Raw genomic sequence first — 18,950 nt, 5'->3', positions numbered from 1 at the left:
AGATTCTCCGCCAGAATGCGATCCTCAACAAGACGGACCACGCGGTCCTTCGCATCCTGGTCAAACTTCTTAGGCATGTTCCAGATTTTCCCATCCACTCAAGCGGAACAAAACCTGGGGCACTTCAGTGTCTCACGGTTACTTGGTTGTGCATGCCGCTGTAGCTGTCTGGCTGATCTAGTTTGCTGGTGCTCATAGTTGAACCTCATTAAGGGCGTGGGTGGCGTCGCATAGCGGGCAAATAATGCTGTGGGGGCGTACCTGTTGTTCGATAGGGCATTGGCTGGATATGCGTTTGCCGCATAGTGTGACGCGGGTGCCGTCGACGTCGATGTGGTGGGTGATGTGGAAGCGGCGGGGCGTGTTCCCGGCGCGTTGCTGGTCTGTATTCTGGTGGGTGGCTGGTGCTTGCATGGTGTCTTGTTCCTGGTCGCTTATGGCACGTTTATGGCACGCGCCTTGGTTGGTGGTTGGTAAAGCGCTGCCTGACCTGCGTGGGAGTGTGGATTGTGCTAAATCCCTCCACTTCCGCAATTTGCTTTACTCCCTGCAATCGAACGCATCGCGGCCAGCGGTGGTATAAATCTAGAACTTGTTGCAGTTAGACAGAGCTAAACGAGCACTGGGGGTATGTAGTGGGGAGCATGCCTCGACTGGCTATTTCCCAACAGCGGTTGCTGCGCATCGCCACGGTTGCCTTGTGTCTTTATCTGGTGGGGCGCGCGATAACTCTCGCTATGCTCCGGCCGTCTTCGACGTCCATGATCATCGTCTACGCCTTGGGTTCGCTCACCTGGGTGCTGCTGGGCGTTCTTTTGCGGCCGCTTGCGCCCATTGTGATGACGATGGGCATGGCAAGTTACATCATCGGTATGGGGCTACGCATCGGCTATCTCTTTTATCAACAGCCACTTCCGACGGGCTATGTGGAAAGTGGTAGCCCGTGGCCGCTCGCCCTAGCTTTGAAGGCGGTGGCCATTGTCTGTTTGGCTTTTACCTTGTGGCAGGGAAGAGTCGGGCATCGCATGCTCTGGCTGCTCTTTCTCGCCTTTGCTGTGGCGGTGGCGGTACGCGTGGTGTGCTACCAATCGTTGAGCATTGCAGAGTTCTCCTTCGTAAATCTGCTCCGGGACTTGCTAGGTGGGGGTTCCTATTTTGCCCTGGCTATCACGCTGTATTTTCAAAGCGCTTTCCTAGCGGCCGAAGGTGCAGAAGCGCGCTAGCCTAGAGCACATGAACTCCGAACTCGAACTGACTTTGAGCGCTACCTCTGAGCTAGATCGTACGTATGTTGCGCGATTGAATTTCCTCACTGATACTTTCGGCGACGAGCAGGGCACGCTTTCCGACGACTTCGACGAGGACTACGCCTTCTACGTTGCGGAATGGGAGCCTAGCAACGGTGGGTTCATCGCATGGCGCGGCAACATCCCCGCCGGTGGGGTGTGGCTTGTGTGGGGAACAGATGATCAGCACGGTTACGGCCATGTGACGGAGGGGATCCCAGAGCTGGCAATCGCTGTAGAGGGGCGGTTTAAGGGGCAGGGAATAGGTACTGCCTTGCTAGATGCTGCCACCGAGTTGGCTCGCACGCTTGGTGCGCCGGGCATTTCCTTGGCTGTCGCACCCGACAATGAGCGCGCTCATCGCTTGTATCTGCATGTTGGATTTGAGGACACTGGCATCGTGAGAAACGGCCATCCAGTTCTAGTGAAGCGGTTTGTTTCGGAGCCTATGATTGATGTGTGAAGACGCTCTCCTCCCTCATTTGTGCAGGCATTACAGCAATTTGTGTTGCAGTAGCCCCCATCTCCGCGCACGCAGTCCCCACTCCGTTTACGGATGATGGAATTCCGGTCAACGGCACTGGCCCGGTGCAGTCTAGCGCGCCGGGCGCGGCAGCATTGGAGCTGGTCCGGCCGGGGATTTCTCCCGAGGGCAGCAATGATTTCAGCTGCGTCCCATCCCAGGGGCAGCACCCGGTAGTGCTAATCCCAGGCACCACGGGCAGTGCTTATGATTCCTTTGCGTATCTCGCTCCGCGCTTGAAGCAGGAAGGATTATGCGTTTATACGTTCAACACCAACCCGTTGGGGTTTAATTCCCAATTCAGCTTCGCAGGGGACATTGCGGAATCGGCTGAGGTATTAGACCTAGTGGTTGATAAGGTGTTGGCGTCGACAGGCGCAGCGCAGGTGGACCTCGTGGGGTGGTCGCAGGGCGGTGGGCCGTTGCCAACCTACTACATCACTAAGCTGGGCGGCGCGGCCAAGGTGCGCAGCAGCGTGGGAATTGTCCCGAGCCACCACGGCACCAATTTCTGGCTCTTCCATGATCATGCGGTGCGATACCCGCCTGCGCGCGAACAATACGACCAGGCTGGAGTGGCGCTGAACGGTTTGGCGCTGGCGCAGCAGCTCGCCGGCTCCGAGTTCATCACCGAGCTGTATTCGCAGCCGGTTACCCGACCGGGGATCAGCTACCTGAACATCGCGACTCAATATGACCAGATTGTGCTGCCGTACTCGAATTCCTATGTGGACGAACCGGGCGTGGACAATCGACTCATTCAGGATTATTGCCCAGGTCGGCGTACCAATCACCTCACCGCCACCTATGATCCGGTGGTGGCGGACATGGTGCTCGAGCAGCTCACCGGTATTCCACGCGCAGTTGACTGCAGCGTAGCGACGCCGATCGGCTAACGCAGCTCGCTGAACATAGCTTCTGCTGCGGCATCGTCCCACAACACCACGGAGCCGACGGCGGTATCTGCAAATCCTCCGAGTGGGACAGTTTCCGTTTTCACGCCACTCTTGATGGACAGTGCAAGCCGGGCCAGATGCCAGGCGTGATCCTGCTCGCCAACGATGAAAGCGCTACCAGTTTCGGTGATGAGGGGGATGGTTCGCAGTGGGTTGGCGAGGGTAGTTGCTGAGGTTGTTTTGTCCATGAGCGCGGCAAAGAACTTACGTTGCCGTTCGACGCGATCAAGGTCGCCCATCGGGGTGGCGCGAGTGCGCACATAGCTGAGGGCAGTTGGCCCATCCATCTCTTGGCAGCCGGCCTCGAGATAGAGGCTGATGACGTCATCATTAATCGGTTCGTCAACGCAAATCTCAACGCCACCAACGGCGTCCACCATGCCGGAAAAGCCACCGAAGCCGATTTCCGCATAATGATCGATCCGAAGGCCGGTGGCTTGTTCAACTGTCTGGGTGAGCAGCTGTGGGCCACCGTTGGTGAATGCGGAGTTCACCTTGTCCTCGCCGTAGCCAGGAATGTTGACGTAGGAGTCGCGCGGGATTGACAGGAGTGTGGGCTGACCACTGCGCGGAATATGGAGCAGCATGATGGTGTCGGTACGGCCAATACCAATATCGCCACCTGTGTTGAGCTCTGCGATTTCCTTTTCGCTGAGGCCTTGCCGGGAATCGGAGCCTACGAGCAGCCAATTCGTACCCGCGGTGTTAGCGAGTCGCTCGCTTGGCAGTGCCTCCACTCGAGTGAGTTTGGTATCCGCCCACAAAAAGGCGCCGATGGTGAGCAGAAGAATTGCGACGAGTAGCAGCGCGATACCGCTGAAACAACCTTTGATCGGGTTACGGCGTCGTTTGGGGCGCGCTGGCTGTAGTGGTGGTGTCGGGCGCGCTGGCCGCGAGGTGCGTGGCTGGTAGCCACGTTCGTAGCGGTATTCTTCCCGGCGAGGTTGCTGCTCGCGTCGTTCGGGGATGTATTGCCGTGGGCGCTGCGCAGGCTCCGGGCGGTTGTTGCTACTCGCGTCGCGACGCGGTCGGCGTTGCGGGGTGCGGGCCTGTTGCCCTCCGGTAGCACCACTCGTGGGTCGGCGACGCACGGGACGACCGTAACGGTCCAGGATGGGGTTGCCGTTACGGTCGCGTGCGAAATCATCACCCGTAGTCATGCTCAATAGCGTAATCGTTTGGGGGGATTGCTTGCGAGGTGAGGCCCGCTACTTCAGCTGCAACCTTGCGCATTGAGCCATGCGAAAGCGGCTGCTTCAGCATCTGTTGCGGTCTCATCTGGCTGGATGGAATCCTCGTGATATTCGGCTCCGGTGCGGTCGCGGTCTTTGGCTGTGGTGATCATCAGGCCGGCGCCATCGGGCAGGTTAATCATCATATTCGCGGAGGCGTATCCGGCGGTGGGGGCACCGAAGCTGCGCGAGTTATTCAGTCCCCGGAAGGCGAGCATTGTTGCTTCTGCGGAGGATGCGGTGTCGCCGTCGACAAGCACTGCGACGGGTACTGCGAGCTTGCCACCTCTGGTGGTGAGCGCTGTGCCACCGCCTTTGACTGCGTTTCCGTTGACGGTAACCGCGGTGGTGGTCATCGGGGAGACGAACTCCAGTGCGGTGCCGTCGGGTAGTAGCGGGGACAGTCCGGCGAGCATCGGCCCCATGTCGCCGCCGTCGTTGCCACGCAGATCCACTATCGCGCCGCACTTAGCGTGCTGCAACAACCCGTCCGTGATCGTGTCGGCGTATTGCTGCCCGATGGGGCCCTGGGCAACGCTCGGCAGTTTCGCCAGTGCTACGCCGCCGTGCTTTTCGACGGCCGGAAGCTCGGAGTTTTCCGCCGTGCCCGGCACATTGTTTTCCGGTGAGACGAGGTTGGAGTGTTTTCCGCCGGCGACTTTAATGGCGCTGCGCAGCGCTTCATGAGTGTCGGCGTAGGATTCCGCATGCTTGACCTGCTGCAGGGCGTCCTGTTTGGCGTGCTGGAATTGTTCGGAGGAGCCATTAATGGCCAATCCTTCGATGATGCGCAAAGCGTCTTTAGCGTACTTCTGTGGAGACGGCTTCACGATGTAGACGGGCTTGCCGAGGAAAAGTGCAGTGGTGGCTGGGCCGTAGATATAGCCAGCTGCTGCAGTTCCAATTAGGAGGACAGCGAGGACTGGGAGGATGATTTTAGGAAACACTGAAAAGATCTCCTGGTTGGCAGTCGAGCGCTTCGCAGAGCCCGAGGAGGGTGGAAAACCGAACGGCTTTGGCGCGGTTGTTTTTGAGTACTGAGAGGTTGACGGCGGTGACGTCGACAAGCTTGGCGAGGTCCGCCAGCGTCATGTCCTTTTCTTCCAGGATGCGGTCGAGGTGGCAGCGCACTTCCATCTAGATCAAACCCTCCTGGTCTTCCTGCAGCTTGACGGCGCGGGACAGTGCGATCGTCATCATGGACAGCACCATCATGAGGATGTACATCGGAATGAAGCCAGGGTCATCCGCGCCATTGGGCAGTGCATTGTTGCTGATGCCCTCGGTGGTGGAGATCCAGTTATTGGCCATGCCTTCAAAGAACTGGCCGCCGATGTAGAAAAGGGCGCTCCAGCTGGCGATTTTGAACATCTTCACGTTTGTGGTGGTGAAGAAGTCATTGTGGAGGAAGTTGCGTATTGCCAGCAGGAGAGTGACGCAGATGGTGGTAGCACAGATCGCTTTGACGATGAACGAGACGAGCATGATGCTGATTTGGCCGCTATTTAGGGAATTCATCGGCACGTGGATGCTGTTGACTTCGCGCATGAGCAGGCCGATAGGGGAGGTGAATTCCTGATTTATGAGGAGTCGGCCGACGGTAATGGCCGTCAGTAAAAGGATGAAGCTGAATCCAAAGTATCCGGCGTAGATGTCGCGGCGGTAGTTCTTGGACATTGGTGGCCCCTTTCGGGCATATCGTTTCTCGATGTATCGACTTTCATTGTATCGAAAAACGATACGCTGTCAAGAGGGGTGGCGATCTCTACTTGCTTTCCGGCGATACTCGCCTCTAACCGCATAGCGGAAAGCCCGCTAAAATCGTTGCGCACCAGGTCATACGAACTAATCTCGCCGAAATTGGTCGGGGCTTGCGTCAACTCCAACTCGGGTAGAAACACAGTTTGCGAGCAGATTGTTCTCCCATGTGGTGTGCGCGGCATCCATCAGCTCGAGGTTGAACCACACGTCATCAATGTCAACAAATTCGAAACCCAGCGCCATGTTTGCTGTTTTGGCGGATGCCCTCCCCGTGAGTGATTGCGAAGGTGGTGTCGAACTCGCGGCCCCAATCCGGTACAAAGCCTGTCGACGGCTGTAGCTGCACCTCTGGTACCTGCTAGAAACCTGTGAGTACCGCCCGCGCGCAAATCCTGTTCCCGGGCGCATAGCGGCCGTGCCCACTGGGTGCGACTGCAATAAACTCACTGTCCGCCAGTTGTAGTCGTAACTCCCGGAAACCGTGCTGGAATCGGGGGTTGGCCGTCCCGTTTTTAGATGAGGGAGAATCTGATGCGCTAGAACGGGCCGATGAACGTGTAGCCAACAAAAGCGATGGCATCGATGAGTAAGTGGCCGATTACTAGTGGCCAGACCTTAGCGAAGCGCTGGAAGTAGTAGCCGTACACCCCTCCCATAATGATATTGCCGATCCCGCCGGATATGCCCTGGTAGAGGTGGTAACTGCCGCGCAATACCGCGGACAGGGCCAGAATCGCCCAGGCTGGCAGCCCAAAGCTTTTCAAGCGGGTCATGAACCAGCCGACCACTACCACCTCCTCGCCGAAGGCATTAGCAAAGGACCAAATCAGTACCACGGGAATGCCCCACAGCGAAGGAAAATCGGAGGGAATCACTTCTTTTGTGAGCCCGAGCTGCAGGGCTCCAAAATAGAAGGCCAAGCCAGGAACTCCGATGATGGCTGCGAGAGCCATGCCGTGCCAGATATCGGGGCGTCGAAAAGCGGGCAGCTTAATGCCATCACCCGCGAGCAAATAGAGAGCGAGCAAACCCCAGCTGATCAGCGCAGTGGCAGAGCACAACTGCAGGCCATAATCCAGCCAGAGTGAGGCAGACTGCGGGGAATAGAGAGTGACTTGTTGCTCGTTGAGGGCCTCGGGCTTGAGGAGGGCATCAATGAGCCGCAGGATCGACTTCATCCCGCTCAAGCCAAAGGTAACGGTCAGTACGATGCCGATTTCCCATTTCAGACGCTTAAGATCCATGGAGCTCCGTAGCAATTCCTAGTAACTCTGGCACGCTGGCGCGGATAGCGCCGAGGTGGATCGAACGGCCACCGAAAGGAATCGAAATGCCCGCCCAGCCCGTGATGTTAAACAGGGTGCACCACGGTGTCCAGCGGGTTTGCTCCTCAAAGTCTTCTTCCGGTGGGAGCGATGAGAAATGCCCGATGATGGGCGGATCGAAGGCCAGGGTGGGGGTGAGCAACACATCGAACGGCCAAGCAGCACGCACAACTGCGGGCAGGGAAGTACATGCGGCAGTAGCGGAGGCACGCTCCGCGTCGCTCAGCGATTGGCCGAAGTCGCGGAGGAAAGAAACGATCGGGCTGGCCTCGCCTTCGATAGTGCGGCACATTCCCGCTAGCTGATGCTTGAAAGCCTGAAAGAAGGAAGCGTCGTAGGCTGGGGCAACCTCAGTCACACGGTGGCCGGCATCGCTCAGCGCCACAGCTGCAGTGAGCGCCGCTGAACGCCATGCAGGCGAAACCGTACCCGAACCATGCAAGGGCTTTAGCAAGACACCGATGCGCAGTGGCCGGGAAACCCGCTCCACTTCGTGCATAAACGCCTGGTCAGTAACAGTGCGTGTGATGAAACCTTGGGCGGTGAGTTTGCCGCCTGTGGCATCGTGAGGCGGCTTGAAGCCGACCACCCCGCACGCGGCGGCAGGCACACGAATAGAACCGCCCCCGTCGGAGGCGTGCGCAACCTGCACCAAGCCGCGCGCCACGGTTGCGGCCGCGCCACCAGAAGAGCCCCCCGGTGTGTGGCCAGGCAGCAGCGGGTTGTCTACTGCAGGCATCCCCACTGGCTCGGTATACGCTGTCATGCCGAGTTCACTGGACTGCGTTTTGCCAGGGATGATGACGCCCTGGCGTAGCAGTGACGCTGCGAAAGGATCCGAGGCTTCGAAAACCCGCCGGTGAACTGAGCCATAAGCAGTGGGTAAGCCAGCGACGGGCATGAGATCCTTGATCGGAAGTAGCAGTCCGGCAAGACGTCCTGACAGGGAGCCCTGAGCTGTACCTACGTGTGCGAATCCGGATTCGGCGGCGTTAACCTGGCCCACCTCATACTCGAAGCGCGCCAACTCATCGCGCGGATCCAATCGGCCAGCACGGAGCTCCGCAACATAGGACTCAAGAGACATATGTCCAGACTAGGGTAGTAAGGCATGAGCACTGTCGTTGCCTACCTCGGACCACAAGGCACCTTTACGGAAGCCGCCCTCCTCGCTTTCCAACGCCAGGGTTGCTTCTCTGGTGACGTCGATGCGCTGCCGGTCAGCAGTCCTGCGGAGGCAATCAGCGCCTTGAGCGGCGCGGCCGATTTTGCGGTGGTTGCCATCGAGAATTCGGTAGACGGGCCAGTGACTCCAACCTTCGATGCCCTCGCCTCGGACGCCAATACGCAGATTTATCGGGAGACCGATCTGGAGGTTGCGTTCTCCATCATGCGTCGCAGCGATTCGGGTGCCGTGACTCTGGCAACCCACCCGGTGGCATGGCAGCAGGTTAAGGGTTGGGTGGCGGAGCACCTGCCGGGGGTGCGGTTCGTCCCGGCGTCGTCAAACGCCGATGCTGCGCGGATGGTGTCCGAAGGACAAGCCGATTATGCCGCTGCCCCCGCCCGCGCTGCCGAACTCTATGGACTCGAGGAGGTTGCCACCGGCGTGGCCGATATGAAGGGGGCACGCACTCGATTTGTGCTCGTCGGGAAGCGTGGCCTGCCCACGAAACGTACCGGCAATGACCGCACCTCGGTAGCTTTTACCCTGCCGAACGTGCCAGGCTCGTTGGTGCGTGCACTCAACGAATTTGCTGTTCGGGGGGTGGATCTTTCGCGAATCGAATCGCGCCCCACCCGCACCGACTTCGGCACTTACCGCTTCTACGCTGACCTCGCTGGGCATATCGACGACATCCCCGTCGGCGAAGCCCTGCGTGCACTCTATCTCGGCGTCGAAGACATTCATTACCTTGGCTCATGGCCTGCGTGCACAGAAAAACCGGGCAATACTGGGAGCGACGACATGCTCGCCCGCATCCACGCCGCCGACATCTTCATCCAACAACTGCGAACAGGAGAACACTAAATGGGACGCTTGATCCTGCTGCGCCACGGGCAGACCTTCTCAAATCTGAACCGCATCCTTGACACGCGCCCACCGGGAGCCGAACTCACCGAGCTCGGCAAAGAACAGGCCAGCACCGTTGGTCTCGAACTCGCAGAATACTGCGGCGTGGGGCGCGGAAACTTCGGTCGCATCACCACGGTTGCGTCCTCCATCGCGATCCGCGCGCAGCAAACTGCGGTGCGTGTTGCTGCCTCCCTCGAGAAGACGGCAGGTGTCGCGCCGGGCACCCTGCCTATCGACGTCCGCATGGGCATCCACGAGATCTCTGCGGGCAGCTGCCAAGGAGCCCAAGGTGAAGAGGCCGCCGCAATCTACACCGATGCTTTCCGCGGCTGGCTCGAGGGAGATAACGATGCCTGCCTCCCGGAAGGTGAAACGTATCGCGACGTGCTGAATCGCTACCAGCCCGTGCTGGAGTCCTTTGCGGAAGCGCTCGGAGAGGACGAGGATGTCATCATCGTCTCTCACGGGGCCGCTATCCGTGTGGTATCCACTCACGCCTGTGGTGTTGATGCTGACTTCGCATTCGGTGCCTACCTACCCAACTGTCGCTTCGTTGTTCTCGAGCCACAAGGCAAGCCGTTCGGGCAATGGCGAGTAGAGCGCTGGGCGGATGCTGCGGTGCAGCTTTAGTCGCTCTAGCCCCAACCGAGTCGGTGCAACTCTTCGTCGTCAAGCCCGAAGTAGTGCCCGATCTCATGGATGACGGTGGTTTTCACCTGTTCGACGAGTTCTTCCTCGGTGCGGCAGTAGTCCTGGAGGGCCTGCCGATAGATCGTGATCGCGTCGGGGAGGAACCCGGAATACTCTGCAGTGCGCTCGGGCAGGGCAACACCTTCGTAGAGGCCAAGAATGTGTGGCCCCTCGGGGTGGTAGTCCTCGATCAAGATGACGGCATTTTCCAGGCGATTGAGGTGCTCGTGGGGGACTAGCTCGAGCCCCATGTCCACGAGCTCCTCAAAGCGTTCCTGGCTGACCGAAATCACGGTGCTGGAGCTGGCGTGCGCAGCGGGTTGCGCGTCGGCTGTGGTGGCGGTGCGGCGCCGTCGATGGTGAATTGCCCCTTGGCGCTACCTGCAAGCGCGGAGAAAGTCTTTTCCTGGTTGGGCTTGAAGAGGGCACAGTTCACAGTGTGGGAACCGCCGATCCAAGAGTTGGTGTTGATGGTGGTCCAGAATGGCTGCAGGGTCGAGTTGTACAGGGCGTCGTCGCCGCCGAGGTAGTCTTGCGCCGCGGTGACGCAGCGTTTGGCTAGGTACTTGTCTTGTTCCTCAGTGCTTGGCGTCTTGTCTGGGAAAGTGTCTTTCAGATTGACTTCAGCGGTGACTTCGAAGGAGTGCTCCTGACCGCAATCGACGGTGCGGGTAGAGCCAGCTTCGTCTACTGCTACACAGGCGCCAGTTTCGTTGACTCGTGCCTGGTCTTGTTCGGTCGCGCGACCGGTGGTTTTCTTGGGCACTCCGTTTTCTCCAGCAACCTGGACGCCACACAGCATCGTCCGGTCTCCCGCATCCCAGGCATCAGCCGGGGGGAGAATCGGGGCGATGGAATAGCGGCCGAGCGCATCGAATTGCCCGCTGAGGTATTCGATGGTGGGCCCCTTACAGAGCTCTTCGCGCAATTGTGCCTGGCGAGTCAGATCCGGGGCTGGGGCCTTGGGGCCAAACTCGGAGGCTGGGTAAGCGGCGAGGTTTTCGCGGGAGGCCACCTCGTAGCGGTGCTCACCAGCACAATCAGTCTGTCCAAAGTTTATGAAGCTTCCGTCAGGACCGACATCCCAGGTTAGGCAGCTTCCGGTATCTGCAGTGGTGAAAGGAGCTGCGGTTGCGCCAGACTTGGGCTGGTTTGCTTCGCTTGTCGACGCCCCAGAGTTTCCTCCAGCGGCCTGCTGGGCCACCTGGTAGTCGTAGCCAGCAATGCCAGTGGCAGCAACCAGGGCCGACACCAGTGCGATGCGCACGGCGGCGGTACTGCGCCAGGATGGTTTCTTAGTCATTGGGTTCAATTCTGCCTAAGAAAGCTCACAAAATCACAATTTACGCCCGCGTAACGTGAGTTTTCAGAGTGTAGCGGTCAGTTCGGTAGAGCGAGCTGCACCATTCTACGGGAAGGCCATTGGACTGTGACTGTCGCACAATCTTCAGCAGTGCTGCACCCGGTTCGACGTCGAGAAGCTCCGCCTGCTCTGCGGTGGCGTTGACGGCGGTGGCGGTCTGAATGGCATCGGTAATAGGGACGTTGTATTCGGTGCCGAGGATGGCGTAGACGGAGTTGTATACGTCGTTTTCGAGCAAATCTGGGACGTAGGCCGAGTTGTACCAGGCATCGTCGATTGCATAGGGCACTCCGTTGCCTAGGCGGAGACGACAAAGATGAGTCTGTGCAGTGGTGGTTGTGGCTCCGAAAAACTCGGCGATCTCACTCGGGGCCGCCGCGCGGGCGGATAAGAGAATCTTGCTGGAGGAGCGCAACTGCTGGGCTTCCATCTCTTGGGAAAAGGATGCGAGATGCAGTCGGGAGACCAGCGGGCTGGGTGCCACGAAGGTGCCTTTTCCACGGGCGCGCTTGAGAACTCCGGAAGCAACGAGGTCTCCGATCGCACGTCGCACCGTGATTCTGGACACGCTATAAGTATCCTCGAGCACCCGCTCGCCCGGTAGCATGTCCCCGGGGGCGAGCCTGGTGGTACATAGTTCTTCGAGTAGCTCTCGAAGCTGGGCATGCTTGGGCTTCGAGGGGTCATTGAGTGCCTTGACAGGGAGTTCAATCGCGCCGGGTGAGCCAGTCATACTTCTCACCTTACGCGTTACTGGTTATTACCAGATTCTAAAGTGGAGAGTTGCTGGTCACATTCGAGGAAGTTTCGGCAGGCATCGACACGCTTCAGGTGCTGTGCAAGAGTGTCTCATGGCCGGCTACGGGCGCGCGGGAGTGGCGTGGGATGCGCTAGGGTTGACTTTGTGATTGATCTCAAACTTCTTCGTGAAAATCCTGATGTTGTGCGCGCTTCTCAGATCACCCGTGGGGAGGATCCGGAGCTCGTCGATAAGCTCATTGCGGCTGACGAGCGGCGCCGGCAGGCCATCCTCGCGGCCGATCAGCTGCGCGCCGAGCAGAAAGCGTTTGGCAAGCAAATCGGCCAAGCAAGCCCTGAGGAACGCCCAGCGCTGCTCGAGGGCTCCGAGCACCTCAAGGCGAAGGTCAAGGACGCCGAAGCGGAACAATCGGCTGCGGAAGCCGCAGTTAACGAGCTGCAGATGCAGCTATCGAATGTTGTCGTTGGCGCCCCTCCGGGAGGCGAAGATGATTTCATCGTGCTCGAGCATGTTGGCGAACCAACCACCTTTGACTTTGAGCCCAAAGACCATCTGGAGCTCGGCGAATCCCTCGGCCTGATCGACATGGAACGTGGCGCAAAGATTTCGGGCGCGCGTTTCTACTTCCTCACCGGTTTTGGTGCCATGCTGCAGCTGGGAATGCTGAACCTGGCAGCGCAGAAGGCCATGGCCAACGGCTTCCAGCTCATGATCCCACCAGTGCTGGTGCGACCTGAGGTTATGCAGGGCACCGGCTTCCTCGGCCAGCATTCGGACGAGGTCTATTACTTGGAGAAGGACGAGATGTACCTCGTCGGTACCTCCGAGGTAGCGTTGGCTGGCTACCACCAGGGCGAGATCCTCGATCTATCCCAGGGGCCTAAGCGCTATGCCGGTTGGTCCAGCTGCTTCCGCCGTGAAGCCGGATCGCATGGCAAGGACACCCGTGGCATCCTGCGCGTACACCAGTTTGACAAGCTTGAGATGTTCTCTTACTGCAAGCCGGAAGAAGCCGAAGCTGAGCACCAAAAGCTGCTGAATATGGAGCGAGAGATGCTCGCTGCTGTTGAGGTTCCTTACCGCATCATCGATGTTGCCGGCGGAGACCTAGGTTCTTCTGCTGCCCGCAAGTTTGACACGGAGGCGTGGGTGCCAACCCAGCACACGTTCCGTGAGCTTACTTCCACCTCCAACTGCACCACTTTCCAGGCTCGTCGCCTGCAGGTTCGCTACCGCGATGAGCAGGGTAAGTCGCAGATCGCCGCTACCTTGAATGGCACCCTGGCCACCACTCGCTGGCTGGTAGCCATCCTGGAAAACCACCAGCAGGCCGATGGATCTGTTGTGATCCCAGAGGCGCTGCGACCTTACGTTGGCAAGGATGTCCTCGAGCCAGTTAAATAGCATCTATGAATAGCACTGTCTTCCATCGTCGCGGATCAATCCACGTACCTAAGGGCTTTGGTCCTGCCGCTAAGAACGCAGAAGCTCGTGAGCCGTTTTATAGCAACATCATCAAGCTAGTCTTGGTGGCGTTAAGAGCCCAGGGCATCAACATTTACGTCGAAGGAGCAGAGAAGATTCCGGAGACGGGTGGTGCTCTGCTCACGGTCAATCACACTGGATACTACGACTTCATCCTTTCCGGAGCCGTCGCCCACGTCAACGGTGGGCGTTTGGTGCGTTTCATGACCAAGCGCGAGATCTTTGACAAGCCTGTCATCGGCTGGTTGATGCGCAAGATGCAGCATATTCGCGTGGATCGCTCTGCTGGCGCAGCCTCCATGACGGATGCAGTTCAGGCGCTTAAGGATGGCAAACTCGTGGGAATTTTCCCGGAGGGGACGATTTCTCGTAGCTTCGAGGTGCAGGCCTTGAAGACCGGTGCGGTGCGGATCGCTCAGGAAGCTGGGACACAGATCATTCCGGTTACTGTGTGGGGCTCGCAGCGGATCTGGACGAAAGATCTGCCAAAGAACCTGGGACGTTCTCACACTCCGGTTTGGGTTCGCGTTGGAGATCCGCTCAAGCTCGTTGGGGACGTAGAAGCGGATACGCAGCGACTGCACGACATTATGCAGGCGCAGGTATCGCAGCTGCAGCGGGACTACGACGAGAAATTCGGTCCCTTTCCTGCCGGTGAGCCATGGATGACTCATGAAATGGGTGGCGGAGCTCCGACCTTGGAACGCGCAGATCTCCTCGCTTTGGAGGAGAAGGAGCGTCGGCAAGCGGCACGCGAGCGCAAGCGGGCAAGCAAGCTGCGCCGACTTGATCTGCGCGCCGACCGGAAGGCTGCTGACGTTTTGGCCTCCCGGGGACTTCTCTCCCGCACCAAGGCCCGCATTGCTGGGGCTATCGAAGCACGCCGTGAGCGCTGAGCAACCGCTGCTCATCTGCAGCGACGTTGATGGCACGCTTATCGACGACCGTGAGCGCATCCCCATGGACGTTCGGCATGCCATCCGAAGCGCCGTGAGCGCGGGAACAGTTTTCGCGCTGGCAACGGGACGTCCGCCCCGATGGATCCACCCCGTTTTAAAGCAGCTGGAACTGGCTCCAGTGTGCGTGTGTGCGAACGGTGCGATCGTTTATGACGCCGCCAGTGACACCATGCTCGATGTGTGTAACCTCGACCCCGCAGCGCTGCGAGTCATCGCAGCCATTGCCAAGGATGTGTTGGCCCCCTTTGGCGGTGCCGGTTTCGCGGTGGAGCGTTCCGGTAGTTCAGCGTGGGCGCCAGAAAAGGAACTCTTCCTCGTATCACCCAACTATGTTCCGGCCTGGTTTTCCGAGGAAAATGGGATGGTTCCCGAGGCTGAACTCCTTGGGGAGCCTGCGATCAAGCTGCTCATCCGAAACGAACACCTCACCTCCGCGCGGATTTATGAACTGATCGCTCCACGCGTATCGCCGGACATCGCGCACCTGACCTTTTCTGTGCCTGACGGGCTGATTGAGGTAGCCGCCCCAGGCGTGACCAAGGCGCGCGGAACCAGTTATTTGGCTGCAGCGATCGGGGCGGAAGCCAAAGACGTAGTTGCCTTTGGAGACATGCCCAATGATATTGAGATGCTCCAATGGGCCGGGCTCGGAGTTGCGATGGGCAATGCCCGCCCCGAGGTAAAAGCTGTGGCGGACATAGTGACCGAATCAAATAATGAGGGCGGGATCGCCCGAGTATTGGGGCAGTGGTTTTAGGGGTGCGCTGCACAGGAAAGCACCCCCGGTCTGCGCTACAGGGTTAGCGCGTACCGAGGGTGCTTTTGTTAAGTGGCGTTAGTTCGTGTGAACCTGCGTCTGGTTCGTGGCCGGATCATAAGTGATGTAGCCGTGCTGGAAGTCCATCCGAGTCAGGGTGCCTTCCGTGTACTCGTCGCTCGTCGGCAGGCCGAGTGGGCCAGCGTCTAGGCCTTGCTGCGCCCAGGCGTCGCCAATTGCGCCCCACACGCCGTGCGTACCCGTGGCAGGGGACTTGAAGATGGCGCCCTTGTCATAAGCCTCAAAGGTCACTGGATTCTCAGCGTCCGCCGCGTACTGGACCGGCCCCTTGGACTCGCCCAACACAGCGCCGTAGTTTTCCTTGACCAGGGTGGCTACCTTGGAGATATCTGGATCGGAAGACAGCGTCTGTGCCTGCTCGATCTTGCCAGGCAGATCTGCGATGCTGATGCCACCGATCTTTGGCACGCCGCCGTCCATGCTGATGCCTTCCGGCATCTTGCCCTGAGATACCAGGTAGCTGATAACTAGCGGTGCGATAACGCCTGCGAGATTCAAGGCTGCGCCTTGATCGCCCTTGGAAGCAGAGCTCAACAGGCCGAGCAAGTCCTTGACCTTCGGGGTGCTGGCCGGGGCAGGCGCTGGTGCTGCCGGTGCTGTCGGATCCAAGGTGACAGGAGCAGGCTGGTTCCCAGTGGAGTCTGGCTTGGTCGTGTCCGGTTTGGTGGTGTCTGGCTTGGTGGTGCCGCCGGTGTTGGCGTACTTCTGTGCGGCAATATCCCGGATAGTGCCCATCTGTGCATAGCCTGCGTCACCTGGGCAAGTAGTGGTGCCCACATCGCGGTGCGCAAAAATGTTAGGCAAAGTTACCTCGGCGCCATAGGCGTACTTAGAGTATTCGGTGCCCTCCGAAATGTGGGTGTCAGAACCCTTAGGGTTGAAGCCTGCAACCTTCGCGCGCCATCCAGCGAGCTCACCGACGGACTGGATCTGGGCTGCGGAAGGCTGCTGGCTGGAGTAGTCGCCCATCATGGAAATTGCCCAGGTGTTTTCATTGAATCCACCGGCATGGGCGCCCATGACTGGCTTGTTGATGCCACCGAAGCGACCTTCAAAAATGTTGCCGTACTTGTCAACCAGGGACTGGTATCCGACGTCGCACCAGCCGAGGTTCACGCCGTGGTACTGGTAGATTCCGCGGACGATGCCTGCGGACTGTTCCTCGGTGTAATTGTTCGAACCGGCGGTGTGGTGGATGGTGATTGCGCTGACCTGATCGGAATAGTCCGGCGTCGGCTGGCAGCCCTGACGGATCGACTCGTCGGCTCCCCAACCGGAACGGGAAATGATCTTCGGCATGCCGTCGGAATCGGCGGCGAGATCGATGCCGGAGACTGGGGCACTGCTGCCGCCGTCGATGAACACGGCCTCTAGGCCAGCATCAGCAACATCGGCAACCGGTTTGATGTCTCCGTAGTTGGTAGGTAGCGGTGCGATGCCCTGTGCTGGACGTTCAGCAGGTTTTTCGACGGCTGCTGGTGCTTCTTCGGCAGGTGCCTCTGGTGCGACTGCCGGGGCAGCTTCTGCTGGCGGAGCTGCTACAGGGGCAGCAGCGGCAGGATCGACGTTTTCCCCAGTTGGGGCTGCGGCGGCTTCAGCTGGCGCAGCGCCCGCGTTCGCTGTCATGTCGGTGCCGACCATCGAAACCTGAACGCGGTTTGTTGGTTCGATGTAGATGAGCTCGGTGCCGTTCTTGCCACCGGTTTGTACTTCACTTGCCGGATCGGCTTGGAACCACTCGGTCCAGGTGCCGTCAGCGCGCTGACCGCGGAAGTGTGCTGCTACGTCTTGTTTGCCGTTCCAGGTGAGCGCGAACATTGAAAACTGGTTGTCGCGGGTGAATTCCTTGACGGCGCGAGGGCCTTCAGATTCGCCTTGGCCGGTGACGGCAGGGTCGTCTACGACGATGGTTGCTCCGTCGCCGAATGCCGCAGTTTCCATCGATGCGGAAACGGGATCGATGCCTGCGGCTTGGGTCTTTAGAATGTCATTTTGGATGCCGATTGCTGCCGAGGCAACAAGAGCCGTAGACAGCAAAATAGCCCACACGGGGCGTGAGGTTGAAGTGGCAAGTTTTCGTCTTTGCAGCACTATGTTCTCCCTGATTGTGCACACTGGTGCAGCTGTGACAGTAGTTATCAATTGAATATGTTAGTGCATAACTGGGGTCAATGATAGTTCTGTTAATAACAGTTTCCTGGGTGTCGCGATAGGGAGGTGTGACGCTTGGGGTTGTGGTGGTGTGTTTTTGGCTCGGTCAAGTCTTCAAAGTCGGATCATGGAAGTCGGATTTCGGGCGGGAATCGCGCTGGTAGCGGATGTGCGACAGGGTTCTATTCCGAAATCCGACTTCCATGATCCGACTATCGCGCAGCTTCCAAGCCGTTAACACCCGAGGCAAGCTGCAGCGGTTAACGGCTCCTGCAATTCAATTTCACGAAACACCGGCTACGACATCTGCGTTAGCAAGCGTTGACCGCTACGCTCTTTAGGCATGACTTATGATCTCATTGTTGTGGGCTCCGGCCTGTTTGGATTGACCGTCGCTGAGCGTGCCGCTAGTCAATTGGGTAAGAAGGTGCTGATCGTCGAGAAGCGCGCGCACCTGGGCGGTAATGCCTATTCCGAAGCTGAGCCCGAGACTGGGATTGAAATCCATAAGTATGGTGCGCACTTGTTCCACACGTCCAACAAGCGCGTGTGGGACTATGTCAATCAGTTCACCAGCTTCACGGACTACCAGCACCGTGTCTTCGCGATGCATAACGGCACCGCGTACCAGTTCCCAATGGGGCTGGGCCTGATCAATCAGTTCTTTGGCAAGTACTACTCGCCGGAGGAAGCGAAGGCTCTTATTAAGGAGCAGGCCGCCGAAATCAACTCCGAGGATGCCACGAACCTCGAGGAAAAAGCGATCTCCCTCATTGGTCGTCCGCTTTACGAGGCCTTCATCCGCGACTACACCGCTAAGCAGTGGCAGACGGATCCAAAGGAACTGCCCGCGGGCAACATCACCCGCCTTCCGGTGCGCTATACCTTTAATAACCGCTACTTCAATGACACCTACGAGGGTTTGCCTGTTGATGGGTACGCTGCATGGCTCGAGAAGATGGCGGCGCATGAGCTTATCGACGTCCAGCTGAACACCGACTGGTTTGAGGTGCGGGACGCGGTACGTGCGGAATCTCCGGCGGCTCCGGTGGTTTACACCGGCCCGCTCGATCGCTACTTTGATTACTCCGAAGGCAAGCTGGGCTGGCGCACGCTTGATTTCGAAACCTCGGTTGAGGCGGTTGGGGACTTCCAGGGCACTCCAGTGATGAACTACAACGATGCGGAGTACCCATTTACCCGCATTCACGAGTTCCGCCACTTCCATCCAGAGCGTGCGGACAAGTATCCGAGCGACAAGACGGTCATCATGAAGGAGTTCTCTCGCTTTGCGGATGAGAATGATGAACCGTACTACCCAATCAACACGCCTGATGATCGCGAGATGTTGCTTAAGTATCGCGAACGGGCCGAAGCGGAAACCGCGGATAACAAGGTCTACTTTGGCGGCCGGCTGGGTACCTACCAGTACCTAGACATGCATATGGCCATTGCTTCTGCGCTGAACATGTTTGATAACAAGCTCACGGACGAGCTGAAGTAGTAGCCGAAGCGGGCTCTGGTGGTTGGTATCGCTTGTGGCT

21 protein-coding genes are annotated in these 18,950 nt (G+C 58.7%); 9 read left to right on the top strand and 12 right to left on the bottom strand.

Going from position 1 to position 18,950, the window contains the following annotated elements; translation table 11 throughout:
• Positions 1 to 192: 192 nt before the first annotated feature.
• Positions 193 to 414 carry a hypothetical protein gene (locus WG936_RS05245; RefSeq protein ID WP_339572297.1) on the bottom strand — a complete coding sequence of 74 codons (222 nt, stop codon included), beginning with the start codon at positions 412 to 414 and terminating at the stop codon, positions 193 to 195.
• 230 nt (positions 415 to 644) lie between these two features.
• On the opposite strand from WG936_RS05245, the gene WG936_RS05240 reads away from it, so the two are divergent.
• The 3 genes from WG936_RS05240 to WG936_RS05230 are packed head-to-tail and all read left to right on the top strand — an operon-like array spanning position 645 to position 2,705.
• Positions 645 to 1,223: a hypothetical protein gene (locus WG936_RS05240; RefSeq protein ID WP_339572296.1), complete on the top strand. Its 579-nt coding sequence runs from the start codon at positions 645 to 647 to the stop codon at positions 1,221 to 1,223.
• 10 nt (positions 1,224 to 1,233) lie between these two features.
• On the top strand, positions 1,234 to 1,749 hold the full coding sequence (locus tag WG936_RS05235) for a GNAT family N-acetyltransferase (protein ID WP_339564123.1): 516 nt from the start codon (positions 1,234 to 1,236) through the stop codon (positions 1,747 to 1,749).
• The gene (locus tag WG936_RS05230; RefSeq protein ID WP_339572295.1) at positions 1,746 to 2,705 is read left to right on the top strand and encodes an esterase/lipase family protein; all 960 of its coding nucleotides are present in this window, start codon (positions 1,746 to 1,748) and stop codon (positions 2,703 to 2,705) included. The genes WG936_RS05235 and WG936_RS05230 overlap by 4 nt, the downstream gene beginning before the upstream one ends.
• Here the strand turns inward: WG936_RS05230 and WG936_RS05225 are convergent.
• From WG936_RS05225 to WG936_RS05195, 7 genes are all read right to left on the bottom strand, one after another.
• The gene (locus tag WG936_RS05225; RefSeq protein WP_339572294.1) at positions 2,702 to 3,925 is read right to left on the bottom strand and encodes an LCP family protein; all 1,224 of its coding nucleotides are present in this window, start codon (positions 3,923 to 3,925) and stop codon (positions 2,702 to 2,704) included. The genes WG936_RS05230 and WG936_RS05225 overlap by 4 nt on opposite strands.
• A 53-nt stretch (positions 3,926 to 3,978) precedes the next feature.
• Positions 3,979 to 4,944: a S41 family peptidase gene (locus WG936_RS05220; protein ID WP_339572293.1), complete on the bottom strand. Its 966-nt coding sequence runs from the start codon at positions 4,942 to 4,944 to the stop codon at positions 3,979 to 3,981.
• Positions 4,934 to 5,134 (bottom strand): helix-turn-helix domain-containing protein, encoded by a 201-nt coding sequence (locus tag WG936_RS05215; protein WP_339564118.1) that lies wholly within the window; start codon positions 5,132 to 5,134, stop codon positions 4,934 to 4,936. Before WG936_RS05215 ends, WG936_RS05220 begins: the two co-directional genes overlap by 11 nt.
• Positions 5,135 to 5,674 carry a hypothetical protein gene (locus tag WG936_RS05210; protein ID WP_339564117.1) on the bottom strand — a complete coding sequence of 180 codons (540 nt, stop codon included), beginning with the start codon at positions 5,672 to 5,674 and terminating at the stop codon, positions 5,135 to 5,137.
• A 168-nt stretch (positions 5,675 to 5,842) separates the two neighbouring features.
• Positions 5,843 to 6,001, bottom strand: a complete 159-nt coding sequence (locus WG936_RS05205) for a hypothetical protein (RefSeq protein WP_339572292.1) — start codon at positions 5,999 to 6,001, stop codon at positions 5,843 to 5,845.
• 293 nt (positions 6,002 to 6,294) lie between these two features.
• A complete protein-coding gene (locus WG936_RS05200; RefSeq protein ID WP_339572291.1) occupies positions 6,295 to 7,002 on the bottom strand; it encodes a CPBP family intramembrane glutamic endopeptidase in 708 nt (235 codons plus the stop codon).
• Positions 6,992 to 8,170, bottom strand: coding sequence for an amidase (locus WG936_RS05195; protein ID WP_339572290.1), 1,179 nt, complete (start codon positions 8,168 to 8,170; stop codon positions 6,992 to 6,994). Before WG936_RS05195 ends, WG936_RS05200 begins: the two co-directional genes overlap by 11 nt.
• A gap of 24 nt (positions 8,171 to 8,194) precedes the next feature.
• Between WG936_RS05195 and pheA the strand changes: the two genes are divergently transcribed.
• A complete protein-coding gene (gene pheA / locus WG936_RS05190; RefSeq protein ID WP_339572289.1) occupies positions 8,195 to 9,115 on the top strand; it encodes a prephenate dehydratase in 921 nt (306 codons plus the stop codon).
• Positions 9,116 to 9,790 carry a histidine phosphatase family protein gene (locus WG936_RS05185; protein ID WP_339564113.1) on the top strand — a complete coding sequence of 225 codons (675 nt, stop codon included), beginning with the start codon at positions 9,116 to 9,118 and terminating at the stop codon, positions 9,788 to 9,790.
• 5 nt (positions 9,791 to 9,795) lie between these two features.
• On the opposite strand, the gene WG936_RS05180 is transcribed toward WG936_RS05185, so the two are convergent.
• From WG936_RS05180 to WG936_RS05170, 3 genes are read right to left on the bottom strand one after another with little or no spacing between them, the layout of a single operon-like run.
• Positions 9,796 to 10,143, bottom strand: a complete 348-nt coding sequence (locus WG936_RS05180; RefSeq protein ID WP_339572288.1) for a metallopeptidase family protein — start codon at positions 10,141 to 10,143, stop codon at positions 9,796 to 9,798.
• On the bottom strand, positions 10,140 to 11,153 hold the full coding sequence (locus tag WG936_RS05175) for a septum formation family protein (RefSeq protein ID WP_339564111.1): 1,014 nt from the start codon (positions 11,151 to 11,153) through the stop codon (positions 10,140 to 10,142). The genes WG936_RS05180 and WG936_RS05175 overlap by 4 nt, the downstream gene beginning before the upstream one ends.
• 40 nt (positions 11,154 to 11,193) lie before the next feature.
• Positions 11,194 to 11,946, bottom strand: coding sequence for a GntR family transcriptional regulator (locus tag WG936_RS05170; protein WP_339572287.1), 753 nt, complete (start codon positions 11,944 to 11,946; stop codon positions 11,194 to 11,196).
• 171 nt (positions 11,947 to 12,117) lie between these two features.
• Between WG936_RS05170 and serS the strand changes: the two genes are divergently transcribed.
• Genes serS through WG936_RS05155 form a run of 3 tightly spaced genes read left to right on the top strand, consistent with a single transcriptional unit; the run spans position 12,118 to position 15,174 of the window.
• On the top strand, positions 12,118 to 13,377 hold the full coding sequence (serS, locus tag WG936_RS05165) for a serine--tRNA ligase (RefSeq protein WP_339572286.1): 1,260 nt from the start codon (positions 12,118 to 12,120) through the stop codon (positions 13,375 to 13,377).
• 5 nt (positions 13,378 to 13,382) lie between these two features.
• Positions 13,383 to 14,354, top strand: coding sequence for a lysophospholipid acyltransferase family protein (locus tag WG936_RS05160; protein ID WP_339564108.1), 972 nt, complete (start codon positions 13,383 to 13,385; stop codon positions 14,352 to 14,354).
• Positions 14,344 to 15,174 carry an HAD family hydrolase gene (locus WG936_RS05155; RefSeq protein WP_339572285.1) on the top strand — a complete coding sequence of 277 codons (831 nt, stop codon included), beginning with the start codon at positions 14,344 to 14,346 and terminating at the stop codon, positions 15,172 to 15,174. The genes WG936_RS05160 and WG936_RS05155 overlap by 11 nt, the downstream gene beginning before the upstream one ends.
• A 78-nt stretch (positions 15,175 to 15,252) precedes the next feature.
• Here WG936_RS05155 and WG936_RS05150 read toward each other — a convergent pair whose 3' ends face one another.
• Positions 15,253 to 17,304, bottom strand: a complete 2,052-nt coding sequence (locus tag WG936_RS05150; RefSeq protein WP_445227934.1) for an N-acetylmuramoyl-L-alanine amidase — start codon at positions 17,302 to 17,304, stop codon at positions 15,253 to 15,255.
• A gap of 445 nt (positions 17,305 to 17,749) precedes the next feature.
• Here WG936_RS05150 and glf point away from each other — a divergent pair, with 445 nt between their 5' ends.
• Entirely contained in the window at positions 17,750 to 18,910 is a 1,161-nt protein-coding gene (gene glf, locus WG936_RS05145; RefSeq protein WP_339572283.1) for a UDP-galactopyranose mutase, read from the top strand.
• Positions 18,911 to 18,950: the final 40 nt, after the last annotated feature.

This window comes from Corynebacterium sp. H127 (genome assembly GCF_037482665.1).
Lineage (GTDB): Bacteria > Actinomycetota > Actinomycetes > Mycobacteriales > Mycobacteriaceae > Corynebacterium.
The sequence above is the reverse complement of the archived record's forward strand: the minus strand, read 5'-3'. Positions and strand labels throughout refer to the sequence as shown.